The sequence below is a fragment of the Streptomyces xanthophaeus genome, assembly GCF_000725805.1.
Lineage (GTDB): Bacteria > Actinomycetota > Actinomycetes > Streptomycetales > Streptomycetaceae > Streptomyces > Streptomyces xanthophaeus.
The window spans coordinates 43,037-58,178 of record NZ_JOFT01000036.1; the positions used below are offsets into that span (position 1 = coordinate 43,037).

The window sequence follows — 15,142 nt, forward strand, 5'->3', positions numbered from 1 at the left end:
ATTGAAGCTGACGGTGCGTCAGATGGGAAGGGCGGGTGCAGGAGCGGTATGGATCGGACGCCACACGGGTGAATCACCGGCCCGCCAGCACCCCCGTGCGCCCGCCGGGCGCGGGGGCTCGGCATCGTGGCCGCGGACCCGTACAGCCGCCCCCCACCGGAGGACCTCATGCTCGGCACCGACTTCCGCACCGGATCACCCAACTGGCTCGACCTCGGCAGCCCCGACACGGAGGCCGCCGCGCGGTTCTACGGGGCCGTATTCGGGTGGGAGTTCGTCTCCGCGGGACCCGAGGCGGGCGGGTACGGCTTCTTCCGGTTCCAGGGGAAGACCGTCGCCGCCCTCGGCCCGCTCACCGAGGAGGGCGCGAGGTCCGCCTGGATGCTGCACTTCATGAGCTCCGACATCCAGGCCACCACCGAGGCCGTCAGGGCGGGCGGCGGCGCCGTCCGGATGGAGCCCATGGACGTCATGGGCGAGGGATGGCTGGCCCAGTACACCGACCCGCAGGGCGCCGAGTTCGCCTCCTGGCAGCCCGGCAACACCGCCGGACTGGGGCTGGCCTCCGCCGACAACTCGCTGGTGTGGGCCGAGCTCCACGTACCGGACCCCCTCGCCGCCATCGGCTTCTACCGCGGGGTGTTCGGCTGGCGGCACGCCGAGATGCAGGCCCCCGGGATGACCTACCGCGTCCTGAGCATCGCCGACGGGGACCAGGAGGACGGCTCCTTCGGCGGGGTCGCGCCCCTGGGCGAGGGCGCGGGTGACGGTCAGGAGGCCCGCTGGGTGCCGTACTTCAGCGTCGCGGACGTCGACGCCACCACCGCTGCGGCCGAGCAGGGCGGCGGGTCGGTGCTCATGCCGGGCGCGGACGTGCCGCAGGTCGGGCGGATCGCGTGGCTGACGGACCCGGCCGGAGCCGTGTTCGCGCTGCTGACGCCCGACCCCCGGATGTAGGACGGGGCTCCGGTCGGAACCGGGCCGGCGGGCCGCCTGGCCGCCGCGGCCGGTCAGCGGCCGAGGTACTTGGGCGTGCGCCGCTCCACGAAGCTGGCCACGCCCTCGTTCGCGTCGGCGGTGGTCATGTTGATCTCCTGAGCGGTGGCCTCGGCGGCCAGTGCGGCCGCCCGGTCACCGTCCAGCGAGGCGTTGACCAGCTGCTTCGCCAGGGCCAGCGCCCGGGTCGGGCCCTGCGCGAGGCGCTCGGCCCACTCCCGGGCTGCCGCCTCCAGATCCTCGGCCGGCACGACCCGGTTCACCAGGCCCAGGCGTTCGGCCTCCGCCGCCGGGACGGCGTCGCCGAAGAACATCAGCTCCTTGGCCTTCTGCGGGCCGACCAGCCGGGGGAGCAGGTAGGCGCCGCCGCCGTCCGGCACCAGGCCGCGGCGCACGAACACCTCGATGAACCGGGCCGGTTCGGCGGCGATCACCAGGTCGCAGGCGAGCGCGAGATGGGCGCCGATGCCGGCAGCCGTGCCGTTGACGGCGGCCAGCACCGGCTTCTCGCAGTCGAGCACGGCCGTGATCAGCCGCTGCGCGCCGAGCCGGATCATGCGGGCCACGTCGCCCGCGACCCTCTCGCCCGTGGCGGGCGCACCGCGCAGGTCGGCGCCCGCGCAGAAGCCCTTGCCGGTGGCGGTGATGACGACGGCCCGTACGGCGGGGTCGGCGGAGGCCTCGGTGAGCAGGGCGATGACGCGCTCGCGCTGGTCCCAGGTGACGGCGTTCATGGCCTCGGGACGGTTGAGGGTGATCCAGGAGACGCCGTTCTCCGTGCGGTGGAGGACTTCGTCCTCGGGGGCGCTGGCCATGCGGTGGACTCCCGTTCGGGGGTGGCGGGTTGGGGCTGCGGGCTGCGGGCTGCGGGCTGCGGGCTGTGGGTTGCGCGGGCGGGTGCGGGACGGTGGGCGGGTGCGGGTGTGCCGCTGCGCGGAGCAGGTCCCCGCCCCGCCCTTTCTCCGTTTCCCGGGGCTCCGCCCCGGACCCCGGGCGGGACCGGGAAGCCCGACGCCTCCGGCGTGGGCCAGGGGGATGGGCCGCCCTGCGCCCCCGCCCCGCCCCCGGCGGGGCCGGAAAGGTGGTCTGGGACCTGGCCCCCGGCCTGCCCCCCGGCGGGGCCGGAAGGGCGGCCTGTGGCCTGAGCCCCGGCCTGCCCCCCCGGCAGGGTCGGAAAGCTGCCTGGGACCTGGCGCTCGGCCTGCCTACCGGCGGTGCCGGGAGGGCGGCCTGGGGCCTGAGCCCCGGCCTGCCCCCCCCGGCAGGGTCGGAAAGCTGCCTGGGACCTGGCGCTCGGCCTGCCTACCGGCGGTGCCGGGAGGGCGGCCCGGGCCCTCGGTCCCGCCCCCCGGCGGGGTCAGGAGGCGGGCCTGGGTGGGGTCAGCGGCAGATGGCCAGGGCGTCCAGGGCTACCGCCCCCTGGCCGCGGGGGAGGACCATCAGGGGGTTGATGTCCAGTTCGGAGAGTTCGTCGCCCAGTTCCAGGGCCATGCGCTGGACCCGGAGGATCACCTCCACCAGGGCGTCGACATCGGCCGGGGGTGCGCCTCGCACGCCCTCCAGGAGGGCGTGCCCGCGCAGTTCGGTGAGCATCGTCCGCGCCTGGTCCTCGCCGAACGGCGGCACGCGGACCGCCGCGTCGTGCAGGACCTCCACGAGGACCCCGCCGAGGCCGACCGTCACGGTGGGGCCGAAGAGGTCGTCCTGGGTGACGCCGACGACCATCTCCACGCCCCGTTCGACCATCTGGCAGACGAGGACGCCGTCGAGCGGGACGTTCTCGTAGCGGGCGATGTCGGTCAGCTCCCGGTACGCGTCGCGGATCTGGCTGGCGGAGGTCAGGCCGATCTTCACCAGGCCCAGCTCCGTCTTGTGCGCGAGCTGCGGCCCGGAGGCCTTCATCACCACCGGGTAGCCGACCAGCCCGGCGGCGCGGACGGCGGCCGCCGCGCTGGTGACGAGCTGTTCCCGGGGGACCCGGATGCCGTAGGCGCGCAGCAGCTGCTTCGCCGCGTGCTCGCTGAGCTGCTGGCCGGGGCGCATCAGGGCCTGGGCCTTGCGGTAGGAGGGCGAGGGGGTTCGGGGTGCGTCCTCGAAGGGGGAGCGGTAGCCGGTGGTGAAGCGGTGGTGGCCGAGGTAGGCCCGTACGGCGGTGATGCAGTTGCCGAAGGTGCGGAAGGTGGCGACCCGGGAGGAGCCCAGCAGGGTGGTGCGGTAGGCCTCCTCGGTGCCGACGGGGGAGCCCCATATGACGCAGATGAGCTTGTCGGTCTGCTCGGCCGCGTCCACGAGGTCCTGGGCCAGCTTGTCGCTCATCGGGGGGAAGGGGCCGGTGATGGGACAGATCAGGACGCCGACGGCCGGGTCGGCCAGGATCGCGTCGATGATCTTGCGGCCGCGCCAGTCGCCGACCGGGTGGCCGCCGTTGTCGACGGGGTTGGCGACGTTGAGGTAGCCGGGGATCCACTGGTGGAGTTCTTGCTGCTTGGCCTCGGAGAGGGTGGGCAGGGTGAGGCCCGCCTCGGTGGCCAGGTCGGAGAAGTGGGCTCCGGTGCCGCCGGAGATGGAGTAGACGACGACCCCTTCGGCCTGGGGCCGGCGGGCCCGGGCGAGCAGGGCGGCGGTGTCCTGGAGTTCGTCGAGACCGTCGACGCGGATGACGCCGAACTGCCGCATGGCGGCGTCCACGACGGTGTCGGCGCCGGTCAGCTTCCCGGTGTGGGAGGCGGCCATGCGGGCGCCGGTCTCGGTGCGGCCCACCTTGACGGCGACCACGGGGACCCCGGCCCGCGCCGCCCGGTCGGCGGCGAGCAGGAAGGACCGGCCGTCCTTGAGGCCCTCCACGTAGCAGGCGATCGCCCCGACCTCGGGCTGTCCGGCGAAGTAGGAGATGAAGTCGGAGGTCTCCAGGTCGGCCTCGTTGCCGGTCGGCGCCCAGTGGGAGAGCCGGATCCCCAGCTCCTGGAGGGTGTAGACGGGGCGGCCCTGGTGGCCGGACTGGGTGATCAGGGCGATGGCCGGGCCGTCGAGGTCGTCGCGGAACTCCTGGAAGGCGTTGAGGTTCGTGTTGGGGCCCAGCAGGCGCAGCCCCGAGCGGCCGACGGCGGCGGCGAGCCGGGCCTGGGCGGCGGCGCCCTCGTCGCCGGTCTCGGCGAAGCCGGAGGCGAAGGCGACGGCGAACTTCACCTTCATCTCGGCCAGTTCCTCGATGACGGGGAGCGGGTCGGCGACGAGGAGGACCGCGAGGTCCACCTCCTCGGGCAGGTCGCTCACGCGCGGCGCGCAGGGCAGGCCGAAGACGGACTCGCGGGTCGGGTGCACCGGGTGGATCCGCGCGCCGACGCGCTCCGCCCAGGCGATGAGCTGGCGGGTGATGCCGGTGTTCGGTCTGCCCTCGGCGTCGGAGGCGCCGACGACGGCCACCGACTCGGGCCGGAAGAACCGGTCCAGGTCGGGGACGTCGGAGTGCAGGGGCCGTCCGCTCACGTCCAGCGGGACCGCGTCCTCGGTGGACGGTGCCGCCGTGGAGTGGACCGCCGTCCTGGGGGACTCCCCGCAGGCCTCGACGCGTGCGCGGAAGTCGGTGGTGAGGGTGCCGTGAGTAGATCCAAGCATCGTTCCGCCCGCTCCTGCTCGATGAACATCGATGGAACCTCAATAACTGACGTGTAGTCAGATTACTGAACTGACGTGCCGTCAGGAACAGGGCTGCGCAGGAAAGCTGGTGGAGGAGATGTGGTGAACGGTGTCAGATTCCCGCCGCGAGGGTCCAGAGCGCCCTTCAGGCCAGGTCGCGCAGCCGGCGGGACACCGCCTCGGCGATCTTCCCGGCGTCCCGGGCCAGCTCCCGCAGCATGCCGCTGATGGGGTTGGTGAAGCCGGTGAAGTACAGGCCGGGAGCCTGGGCGCAGGTGCGCGCACCGTGCGTACGGGGCCGCCCGCGCTCGTCGAGAACGCCGAGGTCACCGACCAGCCCCTCCAGGGCGCGCCGGTATCCGGTGGCCGCGATCACTGCGTCCGGGGTGATCCGCGAGCCGTCCGCCAGGACCACCTCGGCGCCCTCGAAGGATGCGACCGCGGCCACCGGCTCGACCTTGCCGCTGCGGACCGCATCGATCAGGCCGACGTCCTGCACGGGGATGGCCCCCTGCCGGGCCCTGCTGTACAGGCCGCTCTGCGGGCGCGGGAGCCCGTACGCCGACAGGTCCGGGACCGAGGCCTTCGCGACGAGCGCCCCCAGCCGGTCCACGAGCCGTACGGGCAGCCGCCGCACGAGGATCCCGGTGCGCTGGGCGGGCCAGCCCGCGGTGGAGCGGCGCACGATGTGCGGGGCGGTGCGCACGGCGAGGCGGACCCGCGCGGCCCCGCCCTCGACGAGGTCGACGGCTATCTCGGCGCCGGTGTTCCCCACGCCGACGACCAGGACGTCCTGGCCCGCGTACGGCCCGGGGGCGCGGTAGTCGGCGGCGTGCAGCAGCCGTCCGGTGTACGCCTCGCGGCCCGGCCAGTCGGGCAGGGCGGGGGTGTGGTTGAAGCCGGTGGCGACGACGACGGCTCCGGCCGACAGCACCCGGCCGCCGGTGGCGTGCAGGGTCCAGCCGCCGCCTTCGGCCGCGGGCTCGATCCGGGTCACCTCGACGCCCGTGACGAGCTCCAGCTCGTGGAACTCGGCGTACTTCTCCAGGTACCGCACCAGGTCGTCGCGGGAGACCCAGCGTCCGAAGCGCCGCGGTACGGCCAGGCCCGGGAGGGCGGACAGGCGGCGCGTGGTGTGCAGGTGGAGCCGGTCGTAGTGGCGGCGCCAGGAGGCACCGACCGCGTCGGACTTCTCCACGACCACCGCGCGGATCCCGCGGGAGCGCAGTTCGGCGGCCACGGCGAGGCCGCCGGGGCCCGCTCCGATGACGTACACGGGGCGGGGCTGGGTGGTCAGATCAGGTGCTGCGGGGACTGCGGGCATGAGGTGTGATCGTATCGCCACGCAGCGTTGATGGGTCTCGGTCAAGGAGGGAATCGATTGCGGATCGATCACGGCGGCGGGGCGGGGGGCGGGGCAGCTGCGGGGCTCGGGCGGCGGGGCTGCCGCGCCGTGGCCGCCGGGGCCTTGCGCGATCGCCGCGGATCCGCTGAACTGACGTACCGTCAGATCAATGGTGCGAGGGGTGGAGGCTGCAGATGCAGACCGTCTGGCTCAGCGGGGCCGAATGGCTCGCCGTGCTCCGGATAGGCCTCGGCCTGTGGTGGCTGGAGAGCTGGCGGCACAAGGACAGGAAGGGCTGGTTCGAACGCGGCACCGGCATCGCCTGGGCCGCGGACGTCGCGGGCAAGCACCGCTGGTCCTTCGTCAAGGGCGGCTTCGAGAAGGTCGTCCAGCCGCGCCCCAAGCTGATGGCCTACGTCGTGGTCTACGCCGAACTCGCCCTCGGACTCGGCCTGGTGCTCGGCTTCCTGACCCCGGTCGCCCTGATCGGCGGGCTGCTGCTCAACCTGCTCTACCTCGTGCTGATGATCCACGACTGGGCCGAGCAGGGCCAGAACGCGATGATGGCGCTCATCTCCCTCGTCGCGCTCCTCGCCATGAGCTGGCAGACCTGGTCCCTCGACGCGTCGATCGGACTCTTCCTGTGACCCCGCCGCCGGACACCGCCCGCTTCGACCTCCCCGAGACGGACGATTTCACCCGCCCGTACTGGGACGCGGCCGCCGAGGGCCGCCTCCTGCTGCGCCGCTGCGCCGACTGCGGTCGGGCGCACCACTACCCGCGGGAGTTCTGCCCGTCCTGCTGGGCCGGGGAGGACCGCGTCACCTGGGAGCCGGCGAGCGGCCGGGCGACCCTCTACACCTGGTCGGTCATCCACCGCAACGACCTCCCGCCCTTCGGGGCGCGCGTCCCGTACACGGCGGCGGTGGTCGACCTGGCGGAGGGGCCGCGGATGATGACCGAGGTCGTCGACTGCGCGCCGGGGGACCTGCGGATCGGGATGGAGCTGGAGGTCACCTTCCGGGAAGCGGCGGACGGCGTGGCCGTGGCGGTGTTCCGCCCGCCGGTTCCGCAGTGAACGAGGCCGCAGGGGCAGTGGCGTAGGTCACGTGCAACGCCCGGGCGCCTGCGGACACTACCCGGTGTGGACCACCAACTGTTCGCGGACATCTACGACGCACACGCCCGGGCGGTGTACGCGCACGCCGTCCGGATGACCGCCGACCGGGCCGGGGCGGAGGACGTCGTCTCCCTCACCTTCCTCCAGGCGTGGCGGCTCCGCGACACGCTCGACTCCGTCACCAGCCACCGGGCGTGGCTCCTCGGGATCGCGACGAACGTCATGCGCAACACCCGCAGGACGGCGCGCCGTCACCGGGACGCGATGACCCGCCTCCCGCCGCCCGAAGCCGTGCCCGACCCCGCGGACGCCGTCGTGTCCCGGCTCGCCGACGCGGCGCAGGCCGCCGCGGCCCTCGCCGTGCTGGACCGGCTGCGGCGCGCCGACCGCGAAGCCCTCCTGCTGCACGTGTGGTCCGGCCTCAGCCACGAGGAGGTGGCGCGGGCCTGCGGGGTGCCCGTGGGCACCGTGCGCTCCCGCCTCTCCCGGGCCCGCGCCCGCCTGCGCCGGCTCACGGACGCCCGCCTCGCGCAGCCCCCAGCCCCCGGACGCCTGCCCGTGTCCCCCGCCGCACGGGAGGGAAACCTGTGAACGCCGCCCGCTCCGACCACTCCGCCGACGCGGACCGCGCCGACGTACGCAGCCGGCTGCCGGGGCTCTGCGACGCGGAGCTGCCCTTCCAGGGCGAGCTCCGGATCAGGGAGCACCTGCTGAACGAGGCGCGCGCGCAGGCCCGTACGCCGGGCGCCCGTACGCCCGCGAGCCGTTGGTCCGGAGCGCGGACGCGGACCCGCCGCCCCCTGGCGCTGGCCCTCGCGGCCGGGGCCGCCACCTGCGCCCTGGCCCTGACCGTCGCCCTCCTCACGGACGGAGGCTCCGGCGCGAAGGCACCCGCCGCCCGGAGCGAACCGGCGGCCGTGCACCTGCTGGACCGGGTGGCGCTCGCGGCGCAGGCGGAGCCCGATCCGGCCGTCCGGGACGGGCAGTTCCTCTACACGCGGACGACCGGCCACTCCACCTCCCTGTCGGAGACCGCGAACGGCGCCATGGAGGCGGCCCGCACGGACGAATCGGCCGAGCGCTGGGTGTCCGTGGACGGGTCGGCGGGCACCCTCACGCGCACCGCGCGGGGGAGCGCGACTGTGCCCGGTGCGGGTGCGGGTGCGGGGAAGCCCGGCCTGGGCAATCCCACGTACCGCTTCCTCGCCTCCCTCCCCACGGATCCCGCCCGGCTGCTGGAGCTGATCCGGGCCGAGGCCCGCCGCGGCCATGGCGCGGGTTCGGGCTCTACCACGGGTCCCGACCAGCAGGCGTTCGTCATGATCGGTGACCTGTTGCGGACCGCGGAGGCCCCGCCCGGCGTGAGCGCCGCCCTCTACCGGGCCGCCGCCCGCATCCCCGGCGTGGTCCTGGTGCCCGAGGCGACCGACGCCGCCGGGCGGACGGGGGTGGCGGTGGCGCGGGTCCACGACGCCGAGCGCACGGAATGGATCTTCGACAGGGACAGCCTGCGCCTGCTGGGCGAGCGCACGGTCCTCCTGGAGGACAGTGCGTGGGGGACGGCCGGTACGCCGGTGACCTCGGTGGCGGTGGTCGGCCGGGGGGTCGTGGACCGGGCCGGGCGGACCCCGTAGCGCGGGCCGGTGCGGACCCGGGACGCGGACTGGATTCCGGTGCCCCGCAGCTGAATTAGTCTGACCGCGTTCACAGCGATCGGTGACCAGGCTCCGCGGGGGACGCGCCCATCAGCGCGTCCGGAGCCGGTACGAGGGGAAGCAGCACAGATGAAGTTCAAGCGCATGGCGGTCGTGGCCGCCGCCGCGGTGGTCGGCCCCAGCGTCCTGATGGCCACGCCCGCGATGGCCGACGAGGTCAAGAACCCGGCGGTGACCACCCCGGACACCGACCCGAAGGGCGACGCCGCGGGCTCCGAGACGGCCTACAACGGCCCCCGGCTGGCGCTCGACGGTCTGCCGGAGGACGGCTTCGAGGCCGGCGGCGAGTGGACCGACCTCACCCTGCGCATGGACAACAGCGAGGGGAAGGACCTGTCGAGCTACGACATCGGCATGTCCTTCTCCGGCACCGACCCCGCGGTCAAGGGCGCGCACATCGAGGTCGAGCACCGCTACGCCGGCGTGTGGCAGCCCGCCGACCGCAAGGCCGGACCGGGCCCGCAGACCGCGTCGTTCGACGTGCTGTCCGGGATCCCCGTCGCCCAGGACAAGTCCATCCAGATACCCGTGCGCGTGCGCGTGGCCGCCGACGCCCCCGCCTCCCCGCTGCGGATCCAGGTCACCGGCACGAACCGCAAGGACGTCAACTCCCGCACGGCCCAGTACACATCGAAGACCACCCGCCAGGAGCAGGCCGCCAAGGCCCCGGGGCTCAGCCTCTCCGGCCTGCCGGAGAACGGCTTCAAGGCCGGTGACGCCACCTGGCGCACCCTCACCCTGAAGGTCGACAACTCCGGGCGCCCCGGCACCGGCGAGTTCCACCTCGGTGTCGACCTCGTCGGGCAGCACGCCGAGGTCCGGCCGGACCAGGTCGAGGTGGAGTACTTCGCCAGGACCACCGACGGCACCACCTACTGGGAGCCGATCGAGGTCACCAAGGAGAACGGCAAGGTCCGGATCTTCAACTTCGGCGGCGAATACGGCGCCGGTGAGCAGCGGGACCTGGTCCTGCGGGTCCGGTTCGCGGGGGACACCCCCCAGACCTCCTTCGCGCTGAACGTCTTCGGGTCGGGCAACCCCCACCACGGCGGCGCCGTCGCCGACACCGCCACGTACTCCTCCCACGTCGCCTCCGGCTCCGGTGCCGTCGAGGTCGAGGGCCCGAAGGTGAGCGTCGACGGCATCCCCGCCGGCGGCTTCCGGGCGGGCGCGGACTGGCAGGAGCTCCAGCTCCACCTGGACAACGCGGGCAGACCGGACCTCAAGGACTTCCTGGTCTCCGCCCGCATGGGGCGCGGTTTCAACGAGGGCCCGTGGGTGACGCCCGCGCAGGTCAAGCTCCAGGCCTACGGGGCCGACGGCTGGTACGACGTCGCGATCGACGGCTCCGAGGAAGTCATGGGCGGCGACCTCGGCGAGGTGTCGCTGGGGGCCGGCGCGAAGACCACGCTGAAGCTGCGCCTGCGCTTCACCGAGGACACCACTTCCGGAGCCTTCCACCTGATGTTCGGGGGCTACGCGCACACGGACAAGGGCGAGTTCGTCTCGTCGAGCACGCAGTCCCTCCCGACGCACATCCTCGCGGCGGGCACCGCCGATCCCGCCGCCGGCGGTCAGAACGGCGGCAACGGCAACGGCAACGGCAACGGCAACCAGCCGAAGCCCGACGGCGGCTCCGGCCCGGCCGCGGGCCAGGGCGCCACGGCGGGCGGCGGCAAGCTGGCCACCGCCGGCGCCGACCCGGCCACCAGCTGGGCCCTGGGGGGTGCGGGCCTCGCCGTCGCCATGGGCGCCGCGCTCGTCGCGGGCACCGGCAAGCGGCGCCGTCCCACGGCGTGACGCCCCTTGCCGGTGTCCGTCGCTAAGGCCACAGCAGTTCGCGGAGCCAGCCGTTCGCGTCGCTCGCGTCGGTCCCGTCCTTGCGGCGGTAGCGCAGCCGGGTGTGGCGGCGGGCGGCGTCGCCCTGGAAGAACTCGGCCTCGGCGGGCTCCAGGACGTACCGGGTCCAGGTCGGGGCCGGCGCGTCCGGTTCCGCCTCGGCACGCGCCCAGGCGGCCGCCGAGGCCCGTTCCAGCTCCTCCCGGGAGCCGAGGGGCTCGCTCTGCCGTCCCGTCAGTGCCGCGGCCAGCGCGCCGCGCGAGCGTACGGCCAGGTCCGCCCGGCTCTCCTCCTGCCCGCACGCGGTGACCCGGCCCCGGATGCGCACCTGCCGGCCCACGGCGGGCCAGTAGAAGGCCAGCGCGGCCTCGGGCTGCCCGGCCAGCTGCCTGCCCTTGGCGCTGGTGGAGTGCGAGGCGAAGTGCCAGCCGCGGGCATCGGCGTCGTGCAGCATCAGGATGCGCACGTCGGGCCGTCCCCGGTCGTCCACCGTCGCCAGGCTCATCGTGTGCGGCTCGGGCTGCCCCGCCGCGGCGGCGTGCAGGAACCACTCCCGGAACAGCGGCAGGGGCGCGTCCGGCGCGGCCCCGGTGTCGAAGGCGGGGAGCGGGTTCTCCCATACGCGCAGGGAGTGCAGGGCGGCCCGGAACTCCTCGCCGCCCCTGCCGTCGGTCTCGCTGTTCTGGCTCGTCATGGCGTCAGGCTAGGGTGCGGGCCCATGAACGTGCACAGAGGTGTGGCGAGGGCCCTGTTCGCCCTCGCCGCGATACTTGCCGGGGCGGCGGTCCTCGCCCCGCTGTACCACCGGCCCGGCGGATACGCCCTGCTGGCCGAACTCGACGAACCCCTGGTCGTGGGCTCCCTCGCGGCCCTCGCCCTGGCCGGGGCCGCCGGACTCTCCTCCCGCCGCAAGGGCCTGCGTACGGCTGCGGCCCACGGTCTGGTGTGGGCGGTCGTCCTGGGTGCGTCGTGCGTCCCGGTCTACCTGATCGCGACCGACCCCTTCCCCTCCGTCGAGTACGACGTGCCGGCCCCGGACGGCGTCGCGCGCCGCCTGGTGGTGGAGCGCACCTCGGCGCTGACCGACCCGGTCTGGGAGGTCTACGTGGACGACGGCAGCTTCCCGACGGCCCGCCGCTGGCCGGTGGCCCGGTTCGACGAGCTGGTGCCCTGGCCGCAGGGCGTCCGCGACGCGGAATGGGCCTCCCCGGACGTCATCCGCCTGATCGACTTCGACCACCAGCCGCATCTGATCGAACTCTCCCCGCAGGGCCGCCCGTTGAGCAGCCTGGTCTGGTGAGGAGCGGGGCCGGGGTCAGTCCCGGCCCAGGATCACCGTCCCCGAGGAGCAGAACCAGCCGCCCGTGCCCGAGGCCAGCGCCACCTCGGGCAGCCGGCCGCCGGACTTGGTCACCTGGCCCGCCCCCGCCTCGCCGCGGAGCTGGCGGACGGCCTCGACCAGGAGGAAGAGGCCGCGCATGCCGGGGTGGCAGGCCGAGAGGCCGCCGCCGTCGGTGTTGACCGGGAGCTCGCCTTCGCGCAGCAGGCGGCCCTTCTCCACGAAGGCGCCGCCCTCGCCCTTCGCGCAGAAGCCGAGGTCCTCCAGGGTCACCAGGGTCATGTAGGTGAAGGCGTCGTAGATCTCGGCGAGGTCCACGTCCGCGGGGGTGAGGCCCGCCCGTTCGAAGGCGACCCGGCCCGAGACCGCGGCCGGGGACACGGTGAAGTCGTCCCACTGCGACATGGTGGTGTGGGAGACGGAGGTGCCCGAGCCCAGGATCCACACGGGTGCCTTGGCGGTGTCCGGTACGTAGTCCTCCGCCACCAGGAGCACCGCGCAGCCGCCGTCCGAGCGGATGCAGCAGTGCAGCTTGGTGAAGGGGTCCGCGATCATGTCCCCGGAGAGGACCTCCTCGACGGTGATGGGCTCGCGGAACATCGCGTCCGGGTTGGTGGCCGCGTTCGCCCTTGCCTGGACGGCCACTTCGGCGAGCTGCTCCAGCGTCGTGCCGTACTCGTGCATGTGGCGGCGGGCGGCCATCGCGTACTTGGAGACCAGGGTGTGCCCGTACGGGACCTCGAACTGGAGCGGCCCGCGCGCGCCGAAGGAGAGGTTCGAGGTCCGGCGCCGCGCCTTGATGTCGGCGCGGGCGGTGGATCCGTAGACCAGCAGGACGGCGTTCGCGTGCCCGGCCGCGATGGCGTCGGCCGCGTGGGCGGCCATGACCTCCCAGGTGGAGCCGCCGACGGAGGTGGAGTCGACCCAGGTGGGGCGCAGGCCCAGGTACTCGGCGACTTCGACCGGTGCGAGGACGCCGAGGCCGGCCGAGGCGAAGCCGTCGATGACGGAGCGGTCCAGGCCGGAGTCGGCGAGCGCCCGGCGGGCGGCCTGCGCGTGCAGGGCGTAGGGGGTGGGGCCGTCCACCCGCCCGCAGTCGGAGAGGGCGACGCCGGCCACCGCGACCCTGCGGCGGGGGCGGGCCGTGGGTCCGGATACGAGTCCGGAGGTGGGTCCGGAGGTGGGTCCAGATGTGAGTCCAGGCATGGAAGGACGGTATATCTGACGAGACGTCAGATGCTAGACCTTGCCGTGCAACCCGCCCCCGCCGCCCCCTGTGCATCTGTCCCCGCCGGGCCTAACATGACGGCCCGTCAGACACGGGGAGGAGCCCGACGATGGATGCCGCCTTCACCGCGGAGCAGGACGAGATGCGCCGCACCCTGCGCGAGATCCTGGGCAAACGCTGCGGCCCGGACGAGGTCAAGGCCGCCGTCCGCACCGCCGCCGGACACGATCACGAGCTGTGGCAGCAGCTCGCCCGGCAGCTCGGGCTGCCCGGGACCGCCGTCGCCGAGGAGTACGGCGGCGTCGGCTGCACCCCCGCCGACCTGGCCTTGGCCTGCGAGGAGACCGGGCGGGCACTGCTGCCCTCCCCGCTGCTGGCCACCGCCGTGCTCGGCGTGCCGCTGATCACCGCCCTCGGCACCGAGGCCCAGCGCGCCGCGCTGCTGCCCCCGCTCGCGGCGGGCGGGCTGACCGCCGCCCTCGCCGTCCCCGGCCCGGCCCTGGCCACCGCGCTCGCGCTCACCGGCGACAACACCGACGGGGAGTGGTCGGGGGGCGGCCGGGCCGGCGGGGTGCAGGCCCGCGCCGACGCGGGCGGCGACGGCTGGCGGCTCTACGGGGAGAGCGCCCAGGTGCTCGACGGGCACAGTGCCTCCGTGCTGCTCGTCGCCGCGCACACCGGTGGCTTCGCCCGCAGCCGCACCCTGCTGTTCCTGGTCCGGGGTGACGCGCCCGGCCTCGTCCGCAGTCGGCAGGCCGTCCTCGACGAGACCCGCCCGCAGGCCAGGATCCAGCTGCGGGACGTACCCGCGGAGCTGCTCGGAGAGGACGGGGCGGACGTGCTCGGCGCCCTCGCCGCCACCGGGCGCACCGCCTGCGCGGCCCTGGCCGCCGAGGCGGTCGGCGCGGCCGGGCAGGCGCTCGCCCGCACCGTGGAGTACGTGCGCCGGCGCGAGCAGTTCGGCCGCCCCATCGGCTCGTTCCAGGCGGTCAAGCACCGCCTCGCGGACCTGTACGTACAGGTGCAGGCGGCCAGGTCGGCGGCCTACTACGCCGCCTGGGACCCCGAGCAGGGCGGCCTCGCCCTCGCCCAGGCCCTGGAGGCCCTGCGGATCACCGCGGGCGAGGCCATCCAGCTGCACGGCGGCATCGGTTTCACCTGGGAGCACGACGCGCACCTCTACTTCAAACGGGCCGCCGCCGACGAGCTGCTGTTCGGCCCCGTGCACCGGCTGCGCGCGCACGCCGCGGACCGCGCGGGCCTGTTCGCGCCCGCGCACGCCTCCGCGACCGGACCGGCAACCGAGTCCGCGACCGAGCCCGCGACGGCGCACCCGCCCGCGGCCGCGACCGCCCCGACATCCCTCACCGAAAGGGTGGCCGTCTGATGGCTCCCGGCGTCAAGCTGATGCAGAAGGTCTCCTCGACCATGCTGTTCGCCAAGATCGCACCGCACTTCATCCCCGCCATGGACCGCGCCGTGCACAAGCTCACCCGGGGCAGGGTGCTGCTCAGCGCCCAGATGCTGCCGGGCGTGATCCTGACCGCCAAGGGCGCCAGGACCGGCGAGCCGCGCACCACCCCGCTCGCCTGCATGCCGGAGGACGGCGGGACGAGCTGGCTGCTGATCGGCTCCAACTTCGGCCGGCCCGGGCACCCGGCGTGGACCGGCAACCTGCTCAAGCACCCGGACGCGGACGTGAGTTGGAAGGGCCAGGACATCGCGGTGCGGGCCCGGCTGCTGGAGGGCGAGGAACGCGCGACGGCATGGAGTGCGGTGCTGAAGTTCTGGCCGCCGTACGCGACGTACCAGGCGCGCATCGAGCGCGAGATCCGGCTGTTCCGCCTGGAGCGTCGCTGATCGCAGGCAGTTCGTGAGGTGCCGTCACCCGGGGTGGGTGTGCGGGCGGGGCCGGCCGGGCCGG

Annotated in this window: 14 protein-coding genes; 9 read left to right on the forward strand and 5 right to left on the reverse strand. The window is 74.4% G+C overall.

From position 1 onward, the window contains the following. Window positions 1-168: 168 nt before the first annotated feature. Entirely contained in the window at window positions 169-957 is a 789-nt protein-coding gene (locus IO30_RS0122750; protein WP_031145576.1) for a VOC family protein, read from the forward strand. A gap of 53 nt (window positions 958-1,010) precedes the next feature. Here IO30_RS0122750 and IO30_RS0122755 read toward each other — a convergent pair whose 3' ends face one another. The 3 genes from IO30_RS0122755 to IO30_RS0122765 all read right to left on the reverse strand — a co-directional run bounded on the left by IO30_RS0122755 (window position 1,011) and on the right by IO30_RS0122765 (window position 5,956). Continuing rightward, window positions 1,011-1,811 carry an enoyl-CoA hydratase/isomerase family protein gene (locus tag IO30_RS0122755; protein ID WP_031145577.1) on the reverse strand — a complete coding sequence of 267 codons (801 nt, stop codon included), beginning with the start codon at window positions 1,809-1,811 and terminating at the stop codon, window positions 1,011-1,013. Between the two features lie 565 nt (window positions 1,812-2,376). Continuing rightward, window positions 2,377-4,611 carry an acetate--CoA ligase family protein gene (locus IO30_RS0122760; RefSeq protein WP_031145579.1) on the reverse strand — a complete coding sequence of 745 codons (2,235 nt, stop codon included), beginning with the start codon at window positions 4,609-4,611 and terminating at the stop codon, window positions 2,377-2,379. 166 nt (window positions 4,612-4,777) lie between these two features. Then, on the reverse strand, window positions 4,778-5,956 hold the full coding sequence (locus IO30_RS0122765; RefSeq protein WP_031145581.1) for a flavin-containing monooxygenase: 1,179 nt from the start codon (window positions 5,954-5,956) through the stop codon (window positions 4,778-4,780). 215 nt (window positions 5,957-6,171) lie between these two features. On the opposite strand from IO30_RS0122765, the gene IO30_RS0122770 reads away from it, so the two are divergent. From IO30_RS0122770 to IO30_RS0122790, 5 genes are all read left to right on the forward strand, one after another. Beyond that, complete coding sequence (locus IO30_RS0122770; RefSeq protein WP_031145583.1) at window positions 6,172-6,624, forward strand: DoxX family membrane protein; 453 nt, start codon at window positions 6,172-6,174, stop codon at window positions 6,622-6,624. Continuing rightward, window positions 6,621-7,055 (forward strand): Zn-ribbon domain-containing OB-fold protein, encoded by a 435-nt coding sequence (locus IO30_RS0122775; protein ID WP_031145584.1) that lies wholly within the window; start codon window positions 6,621-6,623, stop codon window positions 7,053-7,055. The genes IO30_RS0122770 and IO30_RS0122775 overlap by 4 nt, the downstream gene beginning before the upstream one ends. 66 nt (window positions 7,056-7,121) lie before the next feature. Further along, entirely contained in the window at window positions 7,122-7,688 is a 567-nt protein-coding gene (locus IO30_RS0122780) for an RNA polymerase sigma factor (protein ID WP_063768227.1), read from the forward strand. After that, window positions 7,685-8,731, forward strand: coding sequence for a CU044_5270 family protein (locus IO30_RS0122785; protein WP_051902520.1), 1,047 nt, complete (start codon window positions 7,685-7,687; stop codon window positions 8,729-8,731). Before IO30_RS0122780 ends, IO30_RS0122785 begins: the two co-directional genes overlap by 4 nt. A gap of 150 nt (window positions 8,732-8,881) precedes the next feature. Beyond that, window positions 8,882-10,612: a hypothetical protein gene (locus IO30_RS0122790; RefSeq protein WP_031145589.1), complete on the forward strand. Its 1,731-nt coding sequence runs from the start codon at window positions 8,882-8,884 to the stop codon at window positions 10,610-10,612. A gap of 22 nt (window positions 10,613-10,634) precedes the next feature. On the opposite strand, the gene IO30_RS0122795 is transcribed toward IO30_RS0122790, so the two are convergent. Next, window positions 10,635-11,345: a pyridoxine/pyridoxamine 5'-phosphate oxidase gene (locus tag IO30_RS0122795; protein WP_031145590.1), complete on the reverse strand. Its 711-nt coding sequence runs from the start codon at window positions 11,343-11,345 to the stop codon at window positions 10,635-10,637. A 24-nt stretch (window positions 11,346-11,369) separates the two neighbouring features. Here IO30_RS0122795 and IO30_RS0122800 point away from each other — a divergent pair, with 24 nt between their 5' ends. Further along, on the forward strand, window positions 11,370-11,951 hold the full coding sequence (locus tag IO30_RS0122800; protein WP_157853357.1) for a hypothetical protein: 582 nt from the start codon (window positions 11,370-11,372) through the stop codon (window positions 11,949-11,951). Window positions 11,952-11,966: 15 nt separating this feature from the next. On the opposite strand, the gene IO30_RS0122805 is transcribed toward IO30_RS0122800, so the two are convergent. Then, window positions 11,967-13,196 (reverse strand): thiolase C-terminal domain-containing protein, encoded by a 1,230-nt coding sequence (locus IO30_RS0122805; RefSeq protein ID WP_031145592.1) that lies wholly within the window; start codon window positions 13,194-13,196, stop codon window positions 11,967-11,969. Window positions 13,197-13,327: 131 nt separating this feature from the next. Here IO30_RS0122805 and IO30_RS0122810 point away from each other — a divergent pair, with 131 nt between their 5' ends. Both IO30_RS0122810 and IO30_RS0122815 read left to right on the forward strand, forming a co-directional pair. Beyond that, a complete protein-coding gene (locus IO30_RS0122810; RefSeq protein ID WP_051859591.1) occupies window positions 13,328-14,605 on the forward strand; it encodes an acyl-CoA dehydrogenase family protein in 1,278 nt (425 codons plus the stop codon). Beyond that, the gene (locus IO30_RS0122815; protein WP_031145595.1) at window positions 14,605-15,078 is read left to right on the forward strand and encodes a nitroreductase family deazaflavin-dependent oxidoreductase; all 474 of its coding nucleotides are present in this window, start codon (window positions 14,605-14,607) and stop codon (window positions 15,076-15,078) included. The genes IO30_RS0122810 and IO30_RS0122815 overlap by 1 nt, the downstream gene beginning before the upstream one ends. The last annotated feature ends 64 nt before the right edge of the window (window positions 15,079-15,142 follow it).

Excerpts from the sequence above, each read along its gene's own strand:
- IO30_RS0122750 (WP_031145576.1), top strand. The coding sequence starts at position 169 with ATGCTCGGCACCGACTTCCGCACCGGATCACCCAACTGGCTCGACCTC.
- IO30_RS0122755 (WP_031145577.1), bottom strand. The coding sequence starts at position 1,811 with ATGGCCAGCGCCCCCGAGGACGAAGTCCTCCACCGCACGGAGAACGGC.
- IO30_RS0122760 (WP_031145579.1), bottom strand. The coding sequence starts at position 4,611 with ATGCTTGGATCTACTCACGGCACCCTCACCACCGACTTCCGCGCACGC.
- IO30_RS0122765 (WP_031145581.1), bottom strand. The coding sequence starts at position 5,956 with ATGCCCGCAGTCCCCGCAGCACCTGATCTGACCACCCAGCCCCGCCCC.
- IO30_RS0122770 (WP_031145583.1), top strand. The coding sequence starts at position 6,172 with ATGCAGACCGTCTGGCTCAGCGGGGCCGAATGGCTCGCCGTGCTCCGG.
- IO30_RS0122790 (WP_031145589.1), top strand. The coding sequence starts at position 8,882 with ATGAAGTTCAAGCGCATGGCGGTCGTGGCCGCCGCCGCGGTGGTCGGC.
- IO30_RS0122795 (WP_031145590.1), bottom strand. The coding sequence starts at position 11,345 with ATGACGAGCCAGAACAGCGAGACCGACGGCAGGGGCGGCGAGGAGTTC.
- IO30_RS0122800 (WP_157853357.1), top strand. The coding sequence starts at position 11,370 with ATGAACGTGCACAGAGGTGTGGCGAGGGCCCTGTTCGCCCTCGCCGCG.
- IO30_RS0122805 (WP_031145592.1), bottom strand. The coding sequence starts at position 13,196 with ATGCCTGGACTCACATCTGGACCCACCTCCGGACCCACCTCCGGACTC.
- IO30_RS0122810 (WP_051859591.1), top strand. The coding sequence starts at position 13,328 with ATGGATGCCGCCTTCACCGCGGAGCAGGACGAGATGCGCCGCACCCTG.
- IO30_RS0122815 (WP_031145595.1), top strand. The coding sequence starts at position 14,605 with ATGGCTCCCGGCGTCAAGCTGATGCAGAAGGTCTCCTCGACCATGCTG.